Annotated in this window: 18 protein-coding genes; 7 read left to right on the forward strand and 11 right to left on the reverse strand. The window is 36.7% G+C overall.

Annotated features, from left to right (window positions below; genetic code table 11):
* Window positions 1-248 precede the first annotated feature (248 nt).
* Complete coding sequence (gene can, locus RIB54_RS02175; protein ID WP_350099067.1) at window positions 249-890, reverse strand: carbonate dehydratase; 642 nt, start codon at window positions 888-890, stop codon at window positions 249-251.
* Window positions 891-980: 90 nt separating this feature from the next.
* Window positions 981-1,283: a hypothetical protein gene (locus RIB54_RS02180; protein WP_350099068.1), complete on the reverse strand. Its 303-nt coding sequence runs from the start codon at window positions 1,281-1,283 to the stop codon at window positions 981-983.
* 147 nt (window positions 1,284-1,430) lie between these two features.
* On the opposite strand from RIB54_RS02180, the gene RIB54_RS02185 reads away from it, so the two are divergent.
* Window positions 1,431-1,976, forward strand: a complete 546-nt coding sequence (locus RIB54_RS02185; protein WP_350099069.1) for a hypothetical protein — start codon at window positions 1,431-1,433, stop codon at window positions 1,974-1,976.
* A gap of 32 nt (window positions 1,977-2,008) precedes the next feature.
* Here RIB54_RS02185 and RIB54_RS02190 read toward each other — a convergent pair whose 3' ends face one another.
* The 4 genes from RIB54_RS02190 to RIB54_RS02205 form a co-directional block, all read right to left on the reverse strand.
* Window positions 2,009-2,581 (reverse strand): nitroreductase family protein, encoded by a 573-nt coding sequence (locus RIB54_RS02190; protein WP_350099070.1) that lies wholly within the window; start codon window positions 2,579-2,581, stop codon window positions 2,009-2,011.
* Entirely contained in the window at window positions 2,578-2,871 is a 294-nt protein-coding gene (locus RIB54_RS02195) for a hypothetical protein (RefSeq protein ID WP_350099071.1), read from the reverse strand. The genes RIB54_RS02190 and RIB54_RS02195 overlap by 4 nt, the downstream gene beginning before the upstream one ends.
* 2 nt (window positions 2,872-2,873) lie before the next feature.
* Window positions 2,874-3,584 (reverse strand): pirin family protein, encoded by a 711-nt coding sequence (locus RIB54_RS02200; RefSeq protein ID WP_350099250.1) that lies wholly within the window; start codon window positions 3,582-3,584, stop codon window positions 2,874-2,876.
* 266 nt (window positions 3,585-3,850) lie between these two features.
* Window positions 3,851-4,735, reverse strand: a complete 885-nt coding sequence (locus RIB54_RS02205; protein ID WP_350099072.1) for a helix-turn-helix domain-containing protein — start codon at window positions 4,733-4,735, stop codon at window positions 3,851-3,853.
* A 116-nt stretch (window positions 4,736-4,851) separates the two neighbouring features.
* Here RIB54_RS02205 and RIB54_RS02210 point away from each other — a divergent pair, with 116 nt between their 5' ends.
* The 3 genes from RIB54_RS02210 (at window position 4,852) to RIB54_RS02220 (ending at window position 6,853) form a co-directional block, all read left to right on the forward strand.
* Window positions 4,852-5,121 (forward strand): hypothetical protein, encoded by a 270-nt coding sequence (locus tag RIB54_RS02210; RefSeq protein WP_350064576.1) that lies wholly within the window; start codon window positions 4,852-4,854, stop codon window positions 5,119-5,121.
* 84 nt (window positions 5,122-5,205) lie between these two features.
* Window positions 5,206-6,498 (forward strand): M20/M25/M40 family metallo-hydrolase, encoded by a 1,293-nt coding sequence (locus RIB54_RS02215; protein ID WP_350099073.1) that lies wholly within the window; start codon window positions 5,206-5,208, stop codon window positions 6,496-6,498.
* A 115-nt stretch (window positions 6,499-6,613) separates the two neighbouring features.
* A complete protein-coding gene (locus RIB54_RS02220) occupies window positions 6,614-6,853 on the forward strand; it encodes a hypothetical protein (protein WP_155178084.1) in 240 nt (79 codons plus the stop codon).
* 178 nt (window positions 6,854-7,031) lie between these two features.
* On the opposite strand, the gene RIB54_RS02225 is transcribed toward RIB54_RS02220, so the two are convergent.
* Both RIB54_RS02225 and RIB54_RS02230 read right to left on the reverse strand, forming a co-directional pair.
* Window positions 7,032-9,077, reverse strand: a complete 2,046-nt coding sequence (locus tag RIB54_RS02225; protein ID WP_350099074.1) for a carboxy terminal-processing peptidase — start codon at window positions 9,075-9,077, stop codon at window positions 7,032-7,034.
* Between the two features lie 130 nt (window positions 9,078-9,207).
* On the reverse strand, window positions 9,208-10,107 hold the full coding sequence (locus tag RIB54_RS02230) for a hypothetical protein (RefSeq protein ID WP_350064571.1): 900 nt from the start codon (window positions 10,105-10,107) through the stop codon (window positions 9,208-9,210).
* Window positions 10,108-10,431: 324 nt separating this feature from the next.
* On the opposite strand from RIB54_RS02230, the gene RIB54_RS02235 reads away from it, so the two are divergent.
* From RIB54_RS02235 to RIB54_RS02245, 3 genes are all read left to right on the forward strand, one after another.
* Entirely contained in the window at window positions 10,432-10,677 is a 246-nt protein-coding gene (locus RIB54_RS02235; protein WP_350064569.1) for a hypothetical protein, read from the forward strand.
* A 61-nt stretch (window positions 10,678-10,738) separates the two neighbouring features.
* A complete protein-coding gene (locus RIB54_RS02240; protein ID WP_350099075.1) occupies window positions 10,739-10,921 on the forward strand; it encodes a hypothetical protein in 183 nt (60 codons plus the stop codon).
* Between the two features lie 124 nt (window positions 10,922-11,045).
* Entirely contained in the window at window positions 11,046-11,831 is a 786-nt protein-coding gene (locus RIB54_RS02245; protein ID WP_350099076.1) for a phosphatidylserine decarboxylase, read from the forward strand.
* A gap of 70 nt (window positions 11,832-11,901) precedes the next feature.
* Here RIB54_RS02245 and RIB54_RS02250 read toward each other — a convergent pair whose 3' ends face one another.
* The 3 genes from RIB54_RS02250 to RIB54_RS02260 all read right to left on the reverse strand — a co-directional run bounded on the left by RIB54_RS02250 (window position 11,902) and on the right by RIB54_RS02260 (window position 22,443).
* Window positions 11,902-20,226: an Ig-like domain-containing protein gene (locus tag RIB54_RS02250; protein WP_350099077.1), complete on the reverse strand. Its 8,325-nt coding sequence runs from the start codon at window positions 20,224-20,226 to the stop codon at window positions 11,902-11,904.
* 266 nt (window positions 20,227-20,492) lie between these two features.
* A complete protein-coding gene (locus tag RIB54_RS02255; protein WP_350099078.1) occupies window positions 20,493-20,960 on the reverse strand; it encodes a pyrophosphohydrolase domain-containing protein in 468 nt (155 codons plus the stop codon).
* 109 nt (window positions 20,961-21,069) lie between these two features.
* On the reverse strand, window positions 21,070-22,443 hold the full coding sequence (locus tag RIB54_RS02260; RefSeq protein WP_350099079.1) for a TolC family protein: 1,374 nt from the start codon (window positions 22,441-22,443) through the stop codon (window positions 21,070-21,072).
* Window positions 22,444-22,464: the final 21 nt, after the last annotated feature.

The following is a 22,464-nucleotide window of genomic DNA, read 5'->3' on the forward strand; positions in this document are numbered from 1 at the left end:
AGGATTAGATAAGTTGTTGAAATGTGGAAAACCAAGGTTTACAACATTCCAACAACTATAATGGTAATGATATGTCTATTTTTTGATCGAAATATAATTTAATCGACCTGAGGCTTGTTTTTCAACATAGAAGACACCTTCTTTTTCATTTATTTCTTTCAGAAATGCAGTTAATAAAAAATGGCTGCAGTCACCCTATAAAAGGGAACCACAGCCACGTCCATCAAACTCAGAACTAAATTTATTTACTACTGTGCCAATTCAAATTGGTAAACATTTTCCAATTTAGAATTATCACTAAAAGAAACATCCAAATCTTTGACAATACCATTTCCTATATCATAAACCCATCCATGCACATGGAGATTCTTACCATTGCTCCAGGCATTTTGAACCGTTGCTGTTTTGCTTAAATCGTGCACTTGCTCCTGAACATTAACCTCTACAAACCTATTCTCCCTTTCGTGGGCATCTGAAATTGCATCCAGTTCTTTGGCATGCATCTTATAGACATCTTTGATATGGCGTAACCAGTTGTCAATTAACCCCAATTGTTGGTTGCTCATTGCAGCACGCACACCGCCACAACCATAATGACCACAAACTATAATGTGTTGTACCTCAAGCACATTTACTGCATAGTCCAAGACGCTTAACATGCTCATATCGCTATGCACCACCATATTGGCAATGTTGCGCGTGACAAAAACTTCTCCTGGTTTGGTGCCAGTTATTTCATTGGCAGGAACACGACTGTCTGAACATCCTATCCACAACAATGGCGGCTTTTGTCCATTTTTTAATTTTTCGAAAAACTGAGCATCTTCAGAAAGCTTTTCTGCTACCCACTTCTTATTATTTTCTATAAGTTGATTGTAAAACTTATCCATTTTAAGCTAAACGTTAAATTATAATTCAATTAAATAAATGATGTCTAAGTCATTATATATCAATGACCTAAAATTTTTAATAATTTACTATTAGCTGTATTCGGGAGGTGGTACGGGTATTTTCTGAACTGGCGGGCAGTACATCAGAAACATCTGGCTATATCTGAAAGAAATTTTAACAAATGAGTTTTCAACTAACGATTTATGCAGTGCTAGGGACTTGTCTTCCTTTTCTAAATAATCCTTAAGAGGCTCATCCCCTTTTTCACCCTCTGAATCAGGAAATGTCTCTAAATGCTCAACTACATAGTTGTTATCAAGAATATTTGCAATTACCTCAAATTCAGTAATTGTAAAACAGATAATTAATATTAGTGGGATCAGCTTGGGCATTGGTATCCAAAGATACGATCATCAGGTTAAAATAGTTATCATTTTGCATTTAACTTAAGTTTGTATGCACCGAACCGATTAGAAAAGAAAGAAACACATATGCCCCGTTATAAGTAAATTAGTCATTAAAGTTATGGTATTTAGCGTATGGATCCGTTTGAATATGTTGTAGTACTCACCTCTTTAATAATCGGCCTTGGTATTGCCCAAATACTAACAGGCTTTGCCGATGTACTGTCGAACCTTAAAAATACCAAAATCTATCTTCCTCATATATTATTTACCGTAGTTATATTCTTATTGCTAATTCAGGAATGGTGGATTAACTACCAATACGCCACAGAAATAGACAGTTGGACGTTAAAAACTGTTTTGGCCATACTCGCTTACCCTATATTACTATTTGTAATGGCCAGAATGATTTTTCCTACTGGCATTAGAGGCAATGAAACTGATTTTAAAGAATACTACTTTGATCAATGGCGCTATATATTCATTATCGGATTTGCTAAAGTAGGCGTCAGTATCATACAAAATATTGTAATATCTAATGCTACTCTTCTTTCACTTTGGCCACAGTTTTTATATGGAGCAGCTTACGCTGCCTTTGTAATTTTTAATATAAAACAGCCAAAAGCTCACCTGACCTTTCAAATAATCACATTCCTCGTCACCGTGGGTTACACATTATAATCAATGGGGATGAGCTTATGGCCTACTTATGATCAAATGCCCTTAATCACTTCTTTTAAAGCAAGTCTTGTCTGAGGGGCAAACTCACGTTCCTTTAAGTTTTCAGGCACATCAGAAGGCTCAGCCCTGTAACCTATGGCGGCCACACAGATTGACTCGAAGTCATCATCCTGAATCAGCTCCTTTTGGGCTCTATCTCTGTCATATCCACCCATCTGATGAACGTTAAGATCAAGGTGAGTAGCCTGAACAGTTAAGCTGGCCATGGCCTGCCCTGTGTCATACCAATAGTGCATATTTGGTTTACCATTCTTGGTAAAAGTCTTTTTAGCATAAGCCAAGACTAAAACAGGTGCTGTCTTTGCCCAATCCTGATTAAACTCTACCAGCATATCAAATATTTTGTCATAGGTCTCCTCTCCTTTAACTCCAACCAAAAAGCGCCATGGTTGCTCATTAAAGCAGCTTGCTGACCACCTTGCCGCTTCAAATAGCGACAACAGATCGTCTTTTTCAACCGGCTTGTCAGCATATATTCTACCACTCCATCTTTTTTCAAGATTTCCTTCAAGAGGAAATTTATTATCTTTCTTTGGCTTCATCATTTCTTATTAATAGCATCATACAACTCCTGCAGCAACAACCCGCTTCCACCGCCATAATGTTCTATGAGCTTTGTGTTTAACTTATTATTTAAAATTATTCCTTTTATTAATTTAATATCGTTGTTTTCGATACCTCCCGCTATCAATGCAATATCATAGTCGCCAATAGTTTTCATATCCATTTCATCTACAGAAGTAAAACCAACGGCCTCAAATTCCTTGTTTTCATTTACCAGCCTAACCAATAATTTGGAAAGCGTTTTTGCAATGACAGCAACTTTGTAACCCATAACTAATCCATCGGAACTTCCATTATCAACACTTTAGCATCGGAAGTCGCTCTAAAGGTGATTTTATTAGCCTCTGTTACCCCAAGTCCATCTCTTTTGCTTAGCTTCTGACCATTAATTTCAGCTTCACCTTCCAAAACAAAAGCATAAACACCATTGCCTTGTTTCTTTATAGTATACTCATCAGAGACACCAATGTCAAAATTTCCAAGATGAAACCATGCATCCTGATGTATCCAAACCCCTTCATCATCCTTATTTGGTGACAGTACCTGGTAGAAGGCATTTTTTTTCTCAACATCCCTGATTGAGATTTGATCATATCTTGGCTCAACGTTTCTTTCCCTTGGAAAAAGCCAGATCTGCAGGAACCTCACCTCCTTATTCTCATTCTTGTTGAACTCACTGTGAAAAATGCCAGTACCCGCACTCATCACCTGAACATCACCTTCTTTGATCACAGCCTCATTGCCCATGCTGTCTTTGTGCTTAAGGTCCCCCGAAAGTGGTATGGAGATAATTTCCATGTTATCATGAGGGTGAGTACCAAAACCCCGGGCGGGTGCTACCACATCATCATTTAATACGCGTAATGCTCCAAATTGTACCCTTTCAGGGTTATAGTAGTTTGCAAAACTAAAAGTATGATGTGAATCCAACCAACCATGATTAGCGTGACCTCTTGTTTCTGCTTTGTGCAAAACCGTTTTCATTGTTTTTTCCTCCTTATTTGGTAGGTGATTAAACCCTACCTGTTTAAATGCAAGATTGTCATTGGTTTCAGCTTTAAGAATACTACTAGCGGCAACTGCCGATAATGTTCCCAATGCTGCTTTTGATAAGAATTTCTTTCTGTCCATATCAATAATCAATGTTTACACATCAAATAACGCCAAAGACATGCAAAAGGATATTACGAAAATGTCGGGAATGGCTACAAAAATCTAAAAGTGCGTTTTAACTGCCCTATAATGCACTTTTAAACTGAAACTTTCTGATTATTTCTAAATTGAATAGGCGTCTCCCCTGTTACTTTTTTGAAGAATGTGCTAAAATGAAGTGCCTCCTTAAAACCTAATTCTAAGGCTATTTGTTTAGCAGTCATGTGCGTATGGGTCAGCATTCGCTTGGCTTCTAAAATGATCCTGTCCACAATATAGTCTTTGGCCGTCTGGCCAATCGTGTCTTTCACCACTTCGTTTAAATGTTTTGCACTAATACTCATCTGATCAGCATATTGATTTACCTTATGTAAATCCCTGAATTGGTCTTCAACTTTAGTTCTAAAATCAATAAGAAGGCATGAAGCAGGTGAGCCAACATTGTAAGGTAAGTCACAGGCCCTGTTACAATGAATCAAAAACAGTAACAACAAAGCTCCCAGACCTTCCAGCCTATGCTCGTCAGTACCTTCATAAAAAGGCATCATTTGATCAACAATTAGCTCAAGTTCTGACTTTACAACATTATTTACCACAAGTGGTGGTGACTCGCCATATTGCCTGAACATATTTATATTGTTCAGAAATGAGTTTGAGATATTGTTTTTAATCAGAAAGTCATTCGTAAAAGAAAAAGACCAGCCCTTTGGTCTGCTATTATGAGAGATCTGATGAATTTGACCTGGAGATATAAAGTAGACCTGATTTGGAGCGAATTTGAATTTATTGAAATCTATAATATGAAAACCTTTACCATCCTGCAGCCAGATAATTGTGTAGAAATCATGTCTGTGGGGTTTACTGGTTTGACCTCCGACCCTGTCATAATGATCTTCAAGCCGTTCCATTCTAAAAAACCGCTTGTTTATATCCTCATCTTCAAGATGATGCACTTTAATCTTCTGAACGTTGTTAAAATGCATAGAGATTTGTAAAAATTAAGTTAGCTTTATACATACTAAATCATTGCGAGTCCTTGCTTTATCTTACTTTGATTAACTCTGCAAGTGGTTTAATTTGTAAAATAAAAGTTTTAAAAATGAAATATCCTATTTTCTTTTTCGGTTTCGTGTTGGTAGTTGTAGTTGGTTTCGTACTGATGTTTACAAATTATAGTAATCCTGCCCAACAGTTAAATGCATTAATGGCTGATGAGCCCATTACAGATTGCTATGACAATACAATGGAAGCCTGGTTTGTGGAGTTTAACAACACACAAGAAGAAGGAGTTACTATGGAAGAAGCTGATAAAATAGCTGCAGAAAAAGCACTAAATCAATTTGACGAGTGCACAGCTGAAACAAAATAGTTCTTCTTCAATCCTAACTCACAATTTCTCCTTTAAGCCAAAGGAGCATAAATAAGTACGTTTTATTTATCATCATTATCTATTATGAGAAGTATTGCTCTAGTGTTACTGCTTTTTCTATTCATCAATGGTTACTCCCAGGTTTCCAAAGTAGAGTCAAAAATTATGAAGGCTATCGATGCCAATGAAGCTGCATCTGTTGAACTTTTAAAGAAGCTGGTCAACATGAATAGCGGCACTATGAATTTTGAGGGTGTTAAGCAAGTGGGCAATGTTCTGGTTGAAGAATTCAAAAAAATAGGAATGGATGCTAAGATGGTTCCTGGCGATGCCTTTGGTAGAGCAGGTCACCTCATAGCAACCAACAATGGTTCAAAGGGTCCAAAGATTATGATGATTGGTCATCTTGATACGGTTTTTGAACCTTCAAGCCCATTTCAGGAATATACCATGATCAACGACTCAATTATGAAGGCTCCCGGGGTTGCCGATATGAAAGGTGGTGATGTAATCATTCTGTTAGCACTGAAGGGCCTTAAAGAAGCTGGCTTACTGGACAAGATGACTATTGAAGTAGTGATGACTGGTGATGAAGAAAGAAGTGGGGCTCCGTTAGAGCTATCAAAGAAGGCCCTGACAGACGCTGCTGACAGAGCAGACATCGCCTTAGGTTTCGAGAATGCAGATGGCAAGCCAAAGACCATTGTTACTTCAAGAAGAGGATCTTCAGGATGGGAATTAAAGGTTGAGGGAAATGCCGCACATTCTTCCCAAATCTTTACAGATAAAGTTGGGGTTGGTGCCATCTATGAAGCTTCTAGAATATTGAACTCTTTCTATAAAGAACTATCAACAGAAGAAAATTTAACTTTTAATCCCGGCACAATTCTGGGCGGCACAGCGGTAGAGCATGATGACTCCAAAAGTGGTGGTACCGCTTATGGCAAGACCAATGTTGTCGCGCAGGATGTTATTGTCAAAGGTGATATAAGGGCAGTGTCTTTGGAGCAGCTAGACAAAGCACAGAGAATAATGACCGAAATCGTTAGCAAGAACTATCCCGGTACTAAGGCCACTTTAACTTTTGATCCGGGTGGTTATCCTCCCCTCGCTGTGACTGAAGGAAACGAGCAACTTTTGAAAATATATGATGAGGTAAGCAGGAATTTGGGCTATGGATCAGTAACTGCTGTCAACCCAAGAAATGCAGGTGCTGCTGATGTATCATTCACTGCAGGTCTTGTAGATATGGCCGTTGATGGGCTGGGTTTAAGTGGTGCAGATGATCATACAATAAATGAAACAGGCAATCTTAATATGCTGCCGGTTCAGGCTAAAAGAGCTGCATTATTGATGTATAGATTGACGAAAAAATAGGCTCATAAATTGGACTATTTTAACATCAAAAAGTTTTTTTGAGAATAATTTTATTAGAGGCTATCAGTTAATTTAAGAATTAATATATTGCATCAGTTAAGTATAAAATTCGTCTATGTCGTCATCATCTGATCGTTTCATAAATAAGGTTGAACTTATTATGGATTCTCCAACAGAACGCAACAAATACAAAAATTTAGACACCTTCGAGAAGAAGCTTTCTTTTTTAAGAAGCCACTTCATTATGGATGAAATGTCGCTACGACTATTGGAAAGAAAATACCTTCTTTCTGAGAATAGCCGGGAATATTTGATGAATGTAGTTGAGGATATAGTCACTCGGTCTGAGAACTAAATAACATTAGAAATAAATTAAAAAGTCCTGTTTGGTATTACCTTGCAGGACTTTTTTCTTGGTATGAAGAAGTTTTTACTGATGTGAAGTTAGAATCTTCTGTTCTTACAGTAATCACATCTTCTTTATCAGTTCATTAAATAATTGTTGGCTCAGGCCATCTAATATTTACTATTTATTACCCTACAGATGATATAATCTCAGATAAGATAACAACTCCTTCCTTAAGATACTTATCATCAACATCAATAGCATCAGGTTTTTGCTGACCTTCTAATTCTACTTTGGTTCCGGAAAGATCATTTCGGGCTGCTTTACGCTTCTCAGCATCTTCAATTTCCTTCTTTCTAATGTCTTCATTCAAAGAAATCTTTGTTCTGGAAATGTTCTCCTTTAACTCGGCTGTTTCATCTACTAGTTGAATAAGATCTTTATCTGACTCTAAACGTTTGGTGTAGTCTTGGTTCAATGCAGATATCATCTGAGGGGATATCTGGTTGGAAGGTTTGAATTTTGTGCTCTTTATCTGATCCCAGGGCAAAGCACTTGGCCTTGAACTCTCGCCAAACTCTTTGGCCTCAAAAGCCGAAGGAAAATTCACGTCAGGACTTACACCCAGATGCTGAGTACTGCTGCCCGTGACTCTATAGAATTTTTGTAGTGTCAACTTCAATTCACCTGCCTTTTCACCTTCAGGTAGATTTATGTACCTGCCCAAGTCTATTACACTTTGAACAGTACCCTTGCCAAAGGTAGTTTCCCCTAAAACAACTCCTCTATGATAATCTTGAATGGCACCAGCAAATATCTCAGAAGCAGAGGCACTAAACCTGTTTATTAAAACAGCCAATGGCCCATTATATACCAATTCAGGGTCTTCATCTTCACCCACCTCAACTTTGTTTGAAGCGGTTTTTACTTGCACAACGGGTCCGTTTTCAATAAACAAACCTGTAAGGTCAATAGCTTCGGACAGCGACCCACCTCCATTGTTTCTTAGGTCTATTAAAATACCATCAACCTCCTTGGCTTTTAATTCGTTTACCAGCCTTTTAACATCTCTTGTTGTGCTATTATAGTTAGGGTCACCCTTCTGATAAGCCTCGAAGTCCATATAGAAACTTGGCAAGGTGATAACACCCACTTCAAATGAAGAACCATTTCTTGTAACCGGAATAACCTCAGCTTTGGCTTCCATGTCTTCCAGCTTTATCTTTTCCCTCACTAATGTGATGGTTTCTGACGGTCCATTAACACCTGTTTCAGCAGGTAATATCTCCAACCTTACGGTAGTTCCTTTAGGCCCTTTAATAAGAGTTACCACATCATCTACCCTCCAGCCAATGATATCAACCATTTCACCTTCTTCTCCCTGACCAACTGCTATTATTTTGTCGTCAGCATGAATAGCATCACTTTTCATAGCAGGCCCGCCAGGTAAAATCTCTACCACTTTGGTAAAATCATTGTCATTTTGCAGACGAGCACCAATACCTTCAAGGGACAGGCTCATATTCTGTTGAAATCGGTCTGATGTTTTGGGAGAGAAATAATTTGAATGCGGATCAAATGCTTCTGCTATGGTATTCATATACAGTTCAAAAACATCTTCTGCATTATATTGATCAATAGACTTCTTAAATCTATCGTACCTTGTTTTTATTGTTTTGGCTATTTCATTTTTTTCTTTGCCATTGAGAGTCAGGCTTAGCGCCTGGCTCTTTACAATTTTCCGCCATTGATCATTTAGCTCAGCTTCATCTTTAGACCACGGCTCTTCAGAACGATCTGTATTATAGTATTCATTGATAGTGAAATCATAATTATAATTCAACAATGTGCTATATATATAGTCCATTCGCTCGTCAAAGCGCTGCTTAAACACCTTATATATGTCATACGCTGGTTCTATCTGCCCCTCCTTCGTATAATCATCCAAAACATATCTGTACTTCTTAAACTCTTCAATATCCGATTGTAGAAAATAAGATTTGTTATTATCCAGTGTCTCAATATAATCATCTAAAATTACTGACGATAAAGAGTCATTGAATGAAATTTTTCTAAAATGATAAGTGCTCAGAATCTGAGCTGCCAACTGTGCTTCACTTGCAAAATGTGGCTTGGGCACTAAATCTGTACTGTCTGATGGATTGGCCAAAGAAAACCCACCACTGAAAATTAAAACTAGTCCACATACAACTACCGCCTTCAATCTATTCATAATTTATAGCTTTAAATACTACACTAATAACGCTGCATCTATAATAAAGATTTGCCACTCGTATAAAAATATAGAGAAACAAAAATGAGACCATATACAATACGATCTCATTTGTTGAATTTCTAATTAACTATTTGGTTTTCTCTATGTCAAACTCAGATAAGAATTTCTCAGCTTGCTCCACAGACTGGAATTCATAGCTTCTTTTTTCACCAAGGGATGAAAGCACTTCTATTCTGACTACATCAACTGTTGTATTCTTTTTGAAAACAGCTTTCTCTGGCTTGAAGTGCGAGTAATCTTCTTCTTTTGCAATATGGAATTGTGTGGCCCTTACAGAACTACAGTACTGGCACTTATAATGTTTTAGCAATTCGCCTTCCTGATCAGCAGTAGGCTGTTGAATGATTTCCTCTCTAATGATTTTCATTGTATAGAAACCACAGTTATTACACTGTAAAGCTTCCAAATGCCCCTGATACTTTTCTATCTTGGTATCCCCCGTAGCTTCGTCTATCCATACATCATAGTCAACAGAGAAAACTTCCTCTTCAGCCTGCATACCTTCATCAAGATGAACATCTTCTTCATCTTCACTTAAGAGTCTCATTCTATTGCCGGTCTTAGGATTAATCCTCGGCATATATCTCCATTTTTGTAATTTTTTATGCAGCCTTGTTGGGTAATAATACTGCAATATCAACGCACCTACATACCCAACAAGAGTAGCACCCGCTATAGATATAAATATTAATACAAAAAACCATACAGGATCAAACGTCTGCATATCCCTGCCATACATATTGATAATCATAGCAATACCAATAGCAATAAATATAACCGATACCTTATAAGCTTTAATCTCACTTAAACTCAAGTAGTCATATTTCATCTTGTAGTCTTTAATTCCTGCAAGCTTGATATTATGAAATATATAAATGAGCAAAGCTATAACAAAGCAGGCTGCAGCGCCTACAATTAATATCATCTGCCAGATTTGAAGAAATTCATTTGGGGCTGTTGGTTCCATAGTAATGTTTATGTTCAAGTATTAAGTCTATCGTTTAAATATAGTTAATTAATTCATTCTCTGTGATTTCTGAATTAGATAAAAGTGCACATCCGCACAATCATTTTTTGCTATAAGAAAGGTTCTTCATTTTCATTAAAAACATATATAACTGATTAATAATGAGTTAACAATATTTATATAAACTAATAAATGAATATGGACAGCAATCAAAGATTGTAATTATTTTGTGTATTTTTACACATAAATATTTGCATATATCAATCTATATAGATATTATTACATCATAATTCATTTTTTAATAGTGCATAAATACACAAAATTATGAGCGAGTTTGAGAAAAAAAGAATAGACAGAGAGTTTCAAATCTTCACTTCGAGGAATTTCGAAAGCCCTAAAAGATGTAAAAACCTTGATCAGATCAGGTTCTATGTGCAAGAATTATCAACCTTGGTAGAAGATTTTAAGAGAAGGTTTAACTATGTGCCTGATTCGGCATACAATCTGCTTACACAGTATAACACACTGCAAAACCAACTAGTGTTTGCCAACTTTAAAAACAGCTACTAATTGTAGCTGTTTTACTAAAATGCGGTTTGTCCCCTCCCCTGTTCGGTTTCAATATACTTTTATGTACAGTGCTACTGCCAATAAATCTGGTAGGATGCAGTATCATAAAGTCAACCCTGGTGTATCGAAAGAACGCATTAGCCGTACAGAATTTATTGAAGTATTCAACACTTCAACCATACTGGCCATTCGCCCTTTACAGGAGAAATCATCTCCAGTATTCCAATTAGAATTTTTTATATAGCTGTAGTTAGTCTACGGTACTATGCAGTAAATGTCCACCCTTTAGCTGTCGGTCTAAAATCTTGATAATTTTCACCGTTGAAAATTGAATTTACGTTTTATCCGTGAACTCAAATTCAACAACTATGACCTCAATATATCGATTTGTTTCACTTAACATTTGGGGAAACCTGCCCTCCCCAATACAGCGAAATATCTCTAAACTCTACGCCAACATTTATAATAAGTCATTTACCAAATACATTATTAAACCTTATTGCAAATTCAACAGGCTTAATGAAGAATACCTGAATCAGTTTGTGTCTGAATCTGGTTCTGAGTACTACGCCAGCTTTCAGGATTTTTTCACAAGGGTATTTAAGAAACCGCTGGACATTACGACAGATTACATATGGCCATGCGAAGGGCTCCTTTGCGATTATGGCACTGTTCAATCTTTTGATACTGTGAATATCAAAGGGGATCATAAAAACATTAAAAGTATATTTGGTGCCCCAGGAAATGACATCGATGATAATTACAACTTCTCCAATGTCTTTCTGCATAATAACAACTATCACAGGATACACGCCCCGACTAATTTAGTAGTAGAAGAAATTGAGCATATTCCTGGTGATTTGGTTATGCTTCGCCCATGGCTTTATAAAGAGGCTCCTTCGCTGCCAGCCATGAGAAATGAAAGGGTAAATTTGAAATTGGTAGATGAAAAAAACCGATTCTGGTATTTATCCATTGTTGGTGGCCCTGCTGTCGGAACCATACAACTTAGACCATCAGTGAGGCCAGGCTACCAATTATCAATAGGTGAAGAAATTGGGAAGTTCCTGCTAGGCTCAACATGCTGCATGGTGAGCCCTATAAGCACAGAAACACCAAACCTGACCAAGGTTTGTGTAGGGCAATGTTTTTAATAGATGAATTTGGCTATCTGCGAAAACAAATGAGGAATTATATTTAATAATTCCTCATTCGTAAAATTCATTATTTCTTAATAAACTTTCCCCTGTATATGGTGTTCCCCTGATGGAACTCAATGAAATATAATGATTCCTCCAATGAAGATATATCAATTTTATATAAAGTGTCTTCTATTGATACAACACTTATACTTAATACCTCCTTACTGGCAACATCGGTTATCACTATTCTCCCATCATTTGTTGCAATATCATTATTAGAAATTTGTATTGAAATTTCATTTCCTGCCGGATTGGGATATAATTTAAGATTTTGATACAAATTATCTGAATCAGTAACTGAAGTAACCTCATCTACATTTACGGTAAAGAGATACTCCATTGCTTCGCACAATCCATTATCTATGTTAAAAATAACATTGGATAAACCAGGTTTGTTTGCTTCTATTGTTAACTGTTCTCCTGATATTGATACATCTAATATAGAAGCATCAAATTCAAAATTAGAGTAAGAAAGTTGTCTTCCATTCATATCAGTGAAAAACTCAGTTAAAATTAAAACCTTTGTCTCACTTTTAACCATTTCAAGTCGTCCAATTTCTTGAGTTATTGAGGGAGCATTACAGTAACCAGACCCGGATAGATCAATGCTGAGTGGAGAATTATTGGAAGTGTTAGAATTAATCAATATAAACCCTTCGTAACTTTCTTCCTTCTTCGGTGCGAATTCAATTTTCAATAAAGTCGAATCACCTGAAGCAATGGTATTAGAATTAACCGAAACCATAAATGCGTCATTATCAACTTGAATGTCTAAGATTTCTAAATCGGAATCACCTTCATTATAAATAAACACACTGTCCCTCATTATATCCATAACATGCACAGACCCGAAATCAACTTGTGAGGCCACTGAAATCTGAGCCCCTAAAACAACATCAATTATAATGGGGATGTCAATCAAGCTCTTATTAGGGTCATTGCTAGTTACCCTAACATAAGATTCATAATGGCCAATTTCAAAACCAGCAGCATCGATCTTTATGGTAATTTTTCTACTTGAGCCAGGCTGAATTTCTACATTCCTAATCTTGTCATCAATTACTATCAAATCACCTCCGAGTAAATTTACTTCCAACTGTGAAGCACCATCATTTGAAATAATGAATTCTATAGAATCCAATCTTGCGTAAATTATTTCTTTATGAAATGACTCTGGATCAATTTGAATATCGGGTGTCCCAATAACATCGCCTCTAACTGATACAAATTTTGAGGAGTTGGAAGGGTCATTGCTCACAATATTTAATACATCTGAATATGAACCTGTCTTATCTGCCTCAAACGTTATTACTAATTTCGATTCTTCACCTGGTGCAATAACTCTATCAGGAATGGAGTAACTAAATGAAGAATTAATTGATGCCAAATCATCAATATTTAAATTGGAAGTCCCATTATTGGATATAACAATCGTATCCCGTTTTATATCTCCAAGTTGGACCGCTCCAAAATCTACTAATCCCTTATCAATAGATATTTCAGGGTAAGCATCAAGAGCGACATTTAAGGTTAAGGGAACTATCATATTGTCAATGTGTTGATCCTGTCCAGATATTACCAATTCTGCACCATAGGTTCCCTCAGATACTCCGTAAGAATTAAACTCTACTTCTATTATTTCAGAAGACCCGGGAGCTAATGATCCGTTATTTGGGCTAACTAGTGATATCTGCCTAGTTTTATCAACAGATAAAACAAATGATTCCATAATACTTAGAATATCAGAGTCATTGATATACCCACCACTTGTTCCTGCAAAAAGTAAATAATACAATCTCTGAGAATCCTCAAGACCGTATACTCTATGGAAATCATTATCCGAATCAGTGGAAAATTCATGACCTAGTGTGCCACGATCTTCAACTATGATCAAATGATTTACTGAAGGGTCACTGGTTCCGTAAACCCTTTTTACAAAACCTAGGAATGATCTGCCAGATATTTCCAAGTTTAATATTGACGCATCAACCGATCCTCCACCATCTGCGCCCAGGTTTCCTTCAATAATGAATTCAGAATTATTATCTAGATCCGATGCAAAAACAAAAAGTCCATCATACTTTGCTGTAAAGTAATCTTGTCCATTCAAATATGGAGTACTAGTAATTAGTTTATCTGAATAATTAAAATTTCCACCCAAATTAGTTAATAGAGCATTTCCGCCATCATACATATCACCACCACCATCACTAATAGTTGATCCAGAAACACCTCCACTAAAATTATACCTGTTAGGAATTAGGTCCACCAATTCTGAGTTTATTAATTCTAAACTACCAAGCACCTCTTCCAAGGAAGACACTGATCCTACGTTCATAGGCCGGATATCATTAGAACTTACCGATTGATTTTCAATTGTTGACGGGTCATTTTGAGGGCTTTCATCTTTAGACCTTTCAGTGCCAATAAACTGAATACTATTATTTAATACTTTAGTTTGACTTGTGGCTATACTTTCAAGTACTAAATCATATAATAGCGGGGAACCACCTGTATTTGTAATTTGTACCTCTTTAATTTCTGATTGATCAATATTTAAATTTGAAGTCAATGATGACGGATCTACTGTAATAATTGGCAATTCTAACCCTACACCTACAAGATCTACAAATACAGACAATTCGTCAACATCATTTGATTGTATCTCAATTTGATCTGTTATCTCACCAAAGGATGTAGGGGTAAACGTAATGTACAAGTAAGTACTCTCACCAGGTGACAAAGACATTGAGCCAATACTTAACTCAAAATCAGATCCACTATTTAAAATATCAGATATCTCCAAAACATCAGTCCCTGTGTTAACTATTCGAAGCGAATCCATTAATGCTCCGCTTAAAAACACCTCACCGAAATCTATAGAATTGTCATCAAGGTAGATGTCAGGAGCTCCTGTTACGTTTAACGTAATAGGAACAATTATCTCAGCATTGGCTGGATCATTGCTGCTCACAATTATACTCGATTCATAAATTCCTCCGTTCAAATTGGATGCATCAATTGTTAAATCAATTTCGACACTTTGACCTGCGGTTATCACTCCTTCAATTGGATTAATGTCGATAAAGGTGTTCAGCTCATTTATTAAATAATCCAGTGTATTACTTAATAATATTCCTGCAGGGTAGTTATTATTTACAAGAAAACCCCAAGTCATTCCAGTTACAAGTACGGTTCCACTTCCATATTTGTATTCAGCAGTTGTTACCTCATCGGAATCTTGAGTTTGCGTAATAATTATAGCTGAAGCTGGTAAATTTGAAATAACTGCATGATTTGCTAAACTTCCTTCCAGTGGATTCACAGCATTTTTAACTACAGGATGAGTTCCATCTATGAAAACATTGAAGTTTTCTTGACTTCCATAAATTACTTGCACGCCATCTACAATTGATACGTTACTTCCTTGTGTTGCCAATTGGTATTGGACTATCCCTCCATTTGAGACAAAATCTTCAAACTTGGCAACGTTAGTCGATATAGCATCATAATACGAACCAATTTGATCTCCAAGCGTTATTATTAAATCATAAGAATCGAAATTTGTTGATGATATACTTTCATAACCAATTACAGTTGAAGATATACCAAAGTTTGCCATAATATAAGATTGCATATCTAATCCCCATTCAGTTGTATTTTGAATAACTAGTATTGAGGAATTTATAGAATTTACAGCTTCAATAATATCGTCACTAGAATTAACTGAAGAATTCGATCTATCGACTTCTGAATCTAACATCTGAAAATCATTGTTAGATATATATCCTGATGACACTAGGGAATAATTTAAATCAGCAACCCCAGCGTTTGATATTGTTATAGTTTGAACTTCAGATTCACCAGAATATAAATTAGATGTTACATCTAATGGGTTAACCTCAATAACAGGCGGTTGAATACCTGTTCCTATTAAATCAATTTCAATTAATGATTCATCAGAATCATCAGATAATATCTCGATTACATCTGTATTAACACTAGCAGATGTTGGGTTATATGAAAGTCTAATATAAGTAGTTTCGAACGGGTCTAAGGTCACATCATCTATACTAATAACATATTCTGTTAACCCATTAGTTATATTTGATATATTTAAGACATCGGTTCCCAAATTCGAAACTAAAATCGAATCTGTTTTTGAAATACCTACAAATACATCTCCAAAATCCAAAGTAAGTTCTTCAACTTCTATATCGGGAGCTCCTGTTACATTCAAAGTAACTGGTAACAGTATTTCAGGTGTTATTGGGTCATTGCTTACAAGTTGTAGATCACCATCGTAAACTCCACCGAAAAGACCACTTGCATCAAACAGGACATCAACTGATTCAGACATTCCAGGTGATATGCTCAACTCACGTTGACTAACATTTAACCAAGAAGCAGAATTGTAAATCACAAAATCATCTAAATACCACCCTTCATTAATTGCACAGTTTCCACAGTCCCAGCCTGCCAAAAACCTAACCTGCACTGATTGACCAGCATAATCACTTAAATCAACTAAGTCAACAGTGAATTCTCCATTAGAATGTGAATATGCATCTTCTCCAGCGATAGGGTTGCCACATTCATCGTCTAGTATATAAGGATATCCTGAAAGAGGTTCCAATTTCATCCAATTAGATCCATCAGTACTTATTTCTATAATAACGCCATCAACTTCAAAGTTTGGATCAGCGCAATCATCAAATTCATACCAATGACTAAAAGCAAGGATTAGTTCATCAGAATCATCAAGAATGATCTGTGGACTTTCTAAAGCATCGCTGCCTTGACTGTCATGTTGGGCTACATTGTAGCTGTAACTTCCTGAATTGCTCCGGGCAGTTGTAAGCATCCAACTATCAATTGCTCCATCAACACTGTAATGAGACCAGTCTATGGCACCAGCTTCAAAATCCTGGCTATAGATAATGATACTATCTGACAAAGTCTCAATAAAACTATTTTTTATAGTACTCGAAAAATGTTGTCCATTTTTTGTGCTTGTATCTTTCTTTGAATAATCAACTGATTTAAGTATTGGAGTATTTTTAGGTTCATTTGATGTCGCGCTTACATTAAAGGCCCTTGGAGTTATTGAAACATTCAGATCACTTGATCCATTGTTTGAAATTACAAGTTCCTGAAATTCTGACTCACCCGTTAATAACGAAGCCGCGAAAGAGCCTGGAGATGCGTCAATAATTGGGGGTTCAACTCCATTACCAGTTAAATAAACATTCAGAACCGGAAAGTCCGGGTCATTTGATTCAAATACTATAATATCATTAATTGCTCCGGTCAAAGTTGGGTTGAACTGGATAAGAACATAAACACTTTCTTGAGGGTCCAGAGATAGTTCAGAGTTTGAAATTGTAAATTCAGGTTCGGAATTTGTGATAGATGTGATATTGAGTACATCTGTACCCCCATTGGTCACCAAAACTGAGTCAGATAGCGTGTCCCCAATAAAAATATCACCAAAGTCAAACTCATTTTTATCTAAATCAAGATGTGGAGCACCTGTGACATTAACAGTTAAATCAACTTCAACAACGGGATTTAAAGGGTCGTTACTAAACACTTTTATCGTTTCTTCATAAACACCTCCTATTAAACCTGAAGCGTCAACATCTACCAATACATCTATACTTTCTCCTGCGCCCACTAAGCCGAAGTCAGGTTCAAATTCTAGCCCTAAACTGCCGGAGTTACTCACTAATATGGCTAACTCGTTCTCAAGATAGGCAGTATTGAATGCTATCGTCATTCCTTCTGTTCCATCAGAATTTTCTATTCCCGTAGAAAAAGATGTGAGTATACTACTCAATGACAAATATTGAATCCTAATTTCACCATTTTCATATAGAATGATTTGAAAAGTATAGCTCCCCCCTGCGCTGTATAGTGGAACCTGATCATATTGGATTATAACTTTATCTGACTCTGTCTGATAGTAAACACCACCTCCCGCGCCAGGGTTTAGGTCTGTCCATAAACCGGCTATAACATCATTGGGTGTATTTGGGTTTGGAAAACTGTTGTAGCTCAAAGATGACGCCCCAGTTTGACTGAAAGAAATAAAACCATTAGAGGAAATATAAATATCTGACTTTACTTCACCATAATATTCAACTTCAAAGGGTAATGATAGTAATTCATAATTGTCATCACCAAGATTTAAGTTAATCCCTGTAGAGCTGATATCTTCCCACACAAAATCTGGCCCGGTCGGCTCATTACTATCTTTCCAGTTGTATCCGTATTCGGAACCATCTTCTCCTTGTCCATTGAGCACTGGAGTACCAACCCTTTTATCGGTTTGCCCTTTTGACAACAATGTATTATCGACTTGCTTAACGGCAGATTCCTGAGTGCTGCTTCTGCCAATTTCAAAAATCAAATCACTATATCCATTGTTTGATATTGTTAAAGTATGTGTTTCTGTACCTCCAGTAAATAGATCTGACACTAAGGATAAGGGTGAAACTGAAATTACCGGAGGTGCAGGTGTCTCGAAAGATATGACATTTGATATCAATGAACTGTTTCCAAAATAATCGCTTGACTTGATGGCTACAAAATATGTGGTTTCTGAAACGAGACCTTCAAGAGTATGTTCTTCAGAAGCTCCAGCATCACTTGCTAGTTTTACAGCACCTAGTACTGCCATATCAAAATTTTCTTCATTGATAATGCTTGTACTGTAACGTATTTCGTAGCTAGCGGAAGAACCATTATCTTCATCAAATGGTGCTGTCCATGTTAAATCTATTGCGTTAAATCTAGTGCTTTCGAGCGTTAAATCACTTATATTTTCCGGAGGTATGCCATCATTCACCAGTAATGTAGCTGCTGCATTTACTCTTCCTTGTCCTAATAAACCCTCATAGCCACTGTTCTTATCATCTATGTAGTCAGTTGTTTCTACTAGTCGCGCTCTCAATTGAGCAGGAGTAAATCCATCACCACCAAATTGCGAAACTATTAGGGCCGCTACACCTGCAACATGAGGGCATGCCATAGATGTACCTTGGTAAAATCCGTAGGAATTTCCAGGAAGTGTACTTAAAACACCCTGACTAGTGATGCTTGTTTCTCCCCCAGGTGCCGCAATATCAACCCAGCTACCATAATTTGAATACCACGACTTCTGGTCGTTATGATTAGTTGAGGATACTGCAAGCGTGGGCTCATAGTACCCTGGATAGTGTGCTCCATCAGAATTGTCATTTCCAGCAGCAAAAATAACTATTCCACCTTGCATTGGCCCAATAGGATTGTTGTCAGCATCATATCCTGCATTGGCAATAAAATAGTCTATACCATCCAAAACTGATTGTTCATAAAAACCTGCAGAAGTATACCCCCAACTATTCTGAGCTATAATTGCACCATTGTCAGCAGCATATGCAAAAGATTCTGCAAAGCCACCTTGGGAAGCATTACTGAAAACCTGAACAGACATTAACCTGACTCCATCATCAGAACCAGTCCCGCCAGCTACTCCTGAAACTCCTATACCATTATTCGTTTCAGCACCCACGGTTCCTGCGACATGTGTTCCATGATTATGAGCTGAAATTGGACCTGTATTATCCGCAAAATTATAACCATTAATATCATCTATGTAGCCGTTGCCATCGTCATCAACACCCGGTGTTCCCGAAAGCTCAACAGAATTTACCCAAATATTTCCAGATAAATCTTCATGACTTACATCAATACCACCATCTATAATGGCCACAATGACATTGTCTGAACCTTTCTGAGTGTTCCATGCTTCTGGCAAATCTATATCTGCATCATCAAGCCCTCCGGTCTGTCCAGTGTTATTATAATGCCACTGCTCATCAAATCTAGGATCATTTGGTAAAAATGAAGGTGATTTATCACTAAGTCTAGTATTTTCTATCTGACTGATTTTTGGCGAAACACCCTCTATTAAATCCAGACTCTTCTCATATACGGGCTCAGCTACATCAATTTCCTCAAGATTTTTGAATTGTAAAAGTCTATCTGCATGCAAGCTGGGAGATACCCTCTTAAAAGTCACATCATACCATAAATGCAAACCAAAAGCTTCCCTTCTTTTTTTGTAAACTCCACCCTCTGAAAAGACTCTGCTGTAAGAGATAACTTCAAGTTCATCGTTAACCTTATCAAGTTTTGTATGTCCAGTTTGCACATAACCTGCTGCGCTCTTCTTATGGCTTTTAAGATTGAATTTTTGGACATGTTGTGGTTTTACTTTTACTCTTATTGTTTTAAAATTGATTTCCTGACCAAATCCAATAAAAGAAATGGTGATAAAAAAAATGGTTAAAAGCTGTTTCATAGACAAGGATTTGAATACATTCAGACTTCCTACTAGAATGTATTGGCAAGAGTGATTAATCGAGTGGCTAATAAATTAAATTTAATTGATATTTTATTGCATCCATAACATGGGAATGTTTGCAAATTATATAATTAAAAGTAAAAACCTTTAAAAAATAACATAAAAACCAATCCCATCTCATAACATGTTAATAATCAATGCATTAATTATTAACTACTTAGCTGACATGAACAATTGAGAAATACTTCAGCAAATAAATCCTTTTACTGAAGTATGCTTTTTAAATCCGCAGGAGAATAGTTGATAGACTTTATGGTCTTATCATCTACAGTGCGATAGACTAGAAATTTACCATCTTCTTCTTTGTAATAGCACTCAGTGTCTTTCTCGTTTTTGTAGAATTCCACGGTAGCCTTGGCTTCCTCTTCAGTATTGCATGCCTTGCTCATATTGGAGCGCTGTACCTCATCAAATAGTGCTTTGAATTTATCACCAAGGCCAAACTCCAAAATAGCACCAGAAAGCACATATTGAATATCACACAACGCATCTGCCACTTCAACCAGATCTTTATCTTGAATTGCTTCCTCAAGCTCTTTCAGCTCTTCGGCAATGAGTTCAACTCTTAAGGCACATCTTTTCTCATCAGGAATACCTGGGAATCCCAATATTGGGTGCTTAAAGGTTTTATGAAAATCGGCTACTTGATTAAGTGAATCTGGCTGCTGCATAATATCAAATTTTAAAGTTGCGCAATGATACATAAATATGAATTTGCATTAAAAAATTAACCCGATGTAATTGAATTACATCGGGTTAATTTTGTTATGAGGATATAGTCTATTCGGTATAAGTCTCTATAATACCGCCTGTTAGCCGCATCAATGACACCTTAGAGTCAATAAGGTTATACACGGCCTGCAATTCTTCAAGTGCTGCCGACAAGCTGTTATTTTGAACGGTTCGATGGTCGAATGAATTTATAGAGCCATTTTTAAACTTCTCTTCCGAAATAGAAAGGTTCGTATCGGCTACATCTTGTTTTCTGACTGTAATACCATACAGCTGTTTCCGTATCTGATATTGGTCATAAGCCTGTGTCAAATCACGGTATAAAGATGTCTTTAACCTTTGAGTGGTAATGTTGGCAATGTCTTCCTGTATAACAGTATTTTGTATGGCCCGGTTGATTTTACCACCATTGAAAAGTGTAAATGCAATAGTAAAATTGGCAAAATAATTATCTGTTATAGCATTTAAAGCCTCTGTGGGCCCTGGTGATGAAGTGCCGTCCTGCCCCGGGAAAGTAGCATTACTCAAATCTACCCTGCTTCTGTTATGGGAATACCCGGAGTTTAGCGTAACTGTGGGGTAACGATCTGCCCTGGCCAAACCTCGGTTGTAAATAATCAATTGTTGCGAGATGTACTGCTTTTTAAGATCAACATTTTTAGAATTTAGCTTAGTTAATAAATCCTCTAATTTATAATTTTCTTCTTCATATAAAAGGTCATCAGTAAAATTGTATTTTTTATCAACATCGGTTTCTGCCAACATTACATTTAAATCACGCATGGCATTTCTATATACCAACTGCTGGTTAATATAATTGGTTGAATCAGTGAGGTAATTTCCCTCTTCTAAAAACAGATCGGTGCTTACTGCACTTCCCAATTCTGATTTCACTTTTGTATAACTGTACTTATCGCCAGATAGCTTGAGCTGACGCTCGAATTCCACCAATCTCCTTTTTTCTAAAACAGCCTTATAGTAACCAAGAATGATTGACTGTAGGGTATTGGCGATAACAATGTCAGCATTACCCTGTGACTCTGACTGCAATTCTTGAAGCCTCGATTTTGAAATATTGATCTTAAAACCATTAAACAGTGTCCAATTTAGATTTACCCCCGGGTTCAAGCTACTGGATATTGTCTGATCCTGCAGTTGAAAAGGACTGGCCGTTTTCACATTGTCTGTAAGTGAATTATTTTGGTTGAGGTTTAATGTTACCGTTGGGTACCTGCCGGCCTCGCCCCAGGCATTGTTATTTTCAGCTACCTGAACATTGCTTCTCTCTATGATTATGTCATAGTTTCTTTCCAATCCTATGCGTATAGCATCTGATAGGGATAAAGTTTCTGACTGGGCAAATAATAAGTTAGTTGAAATAGTTAATGCTAAAAAGCTGTAAACTAGTCTTTTATAAAACATCGATAATTGAATTTGAATAAA

Origin of the sequence: Fulvivirga sp. (genome assembly GCF_040218215.1) — a bacterium.
In the GTDB taxonomy this organism is placed as follows: Bacteria; Bacteroidota; Bacteroidia; order Cytophagales; family Cyclobacteriaceae; genus Fulvivirga.

What these genes read in the sequence shown, in the direction of transcription:
- can (WP_350099067.1), bottom strand. Translation starts at nt 890, where the DNA reads ATGGATAAGTTTTACAATCAACTTATAGAAAATAATAAGAAGTGGGTA.
- RIB54_RS02180 (WP_350099068.1), bottom strand. Translation starts at nt 1,283, where the DNA reads ATGCCCAAGCTGATCCCACTAATATTAATTATCTGTTTTACAATTACT.
- RIB54_RS02185 (WP_350099069.1), top strand. Translation starts at nt 1,431, where the DNA reads ATGGATCCGTTTGAATATGTTGTAGTACTCACCTCTTTAATAATCGGC.
- RIB54_RS02190 (WP_350099070.1), bottom strand. Translation starts at nt 2,581, where the DNA reads ATGATGAAGCCAAAGAAAGATAATAAATTTCCTCTTGAAGGAAATCTT.
- RIB54_RS02195 (WP_350099071.1), bottom strand. Translation starts at nt 2,871, where the DNA reads ATGGGTTACAAAGTTGCTGTCATTGCAAAAACGCTTTCCAAATTATTG.
- RIB54_RS02200 (WP_350099250.1), bottom strand. Translation starts at nt 3,584, where the DNA reads ATGAAAACGGTTTTGCACAAAGCAGAAACAAGAGGTCACGCTAATCAT.
- RIB54_RS02205 (WP_350099072.1), bottom strand. Translation starts at nt 4,735, where the DNA reads ATGCATTTTAACAACGTTCAGAAGATTAAAGTGCATCATCTTGAAGAT.
- RIB54_RS02210 (WP_350064576.1), top strand. Translation starts at nt 4,852, where the DNA reads ATGAAATATCCTATTTTCTTTTTCGGTTTCGTGTTGGTAGTTGTAGTT.
- RIB54_RS02215 (WP_350099073.1), top strand. Translation starts at nt 5,206, where the DNA reads ATGAGAAGTATTGCTCTAGTGTTACTGCTTTTTCTATTCATCAATGGT.
- RIB54_RS02220 (WP_155178084.1), top strand. Translation starts at nt 6,614, where the DNA reads ATGTCGTCATCATCTGATCGTTTCATAAATAAGGTTGAACTTATTATG.
- RIB54_RS02225 (WP_350099074.1), bottom strand. Translation starts at nt 9,077, where the DNA reads ATGAATAGATTGAAGGCGGTAGTTGTATGTGGACTAGTTTTAATTTTC.
- RIB54_RS02230 (WP_350064571.1), bottom strand. Translation starts at nt 10,107, where the DNA reads ATGGAACCAACAGCCCCAAATGAATTTCTTCAAATCTGGCAGATGATA.
- RIB54_RS02235 (WP_350064569.1), top strand. Translation starts at nt 10,432, where the DNA reads ATGAGCGAGTTTGAGAAAAAAAGAATAGACAGAGAGTTTCAAATCTTC.
- RIB54_RS02240 (WP_350099075.1), top strand. Translation starts at nt 10,739, where the DNA reads ATGTACAGTGCTACTGCCAATAAATCTGGTAGGATGCAGTATCATAAA.
- RIB54_RS02245 (WP_350099076.1), top strand. Translation starts at nt 11,046, where the DNA reads ATGACCTCAATATATCGATTTGTTTCACTTAACATTTGGGGAAACCTG.
- RIB54_RS02250 (WP_350099077.1), bottom strand. Translation starts at nt 20,226, where the DNA reads ATGAAACAGCTTTTAACCATTTTTTTTATCACCATTTCTTTTATTGGA.
- RIB54_RS02255 (WP_350099078.1), bottom strand. Translation starts at nt 20,960, where the DNA reads ATGCAGCAGCCAGATTCACTTAATCAAGTAGCCGATTTTCATAAAACC.
- RIB54_RS02260 (WP_350099079.1), bottom strand. Translation starts at nt 22,443, where the DNA reads ATGTTTTATAAAAGACTAGTTTACAGCTTTTTAGCATTAACTATTTCA.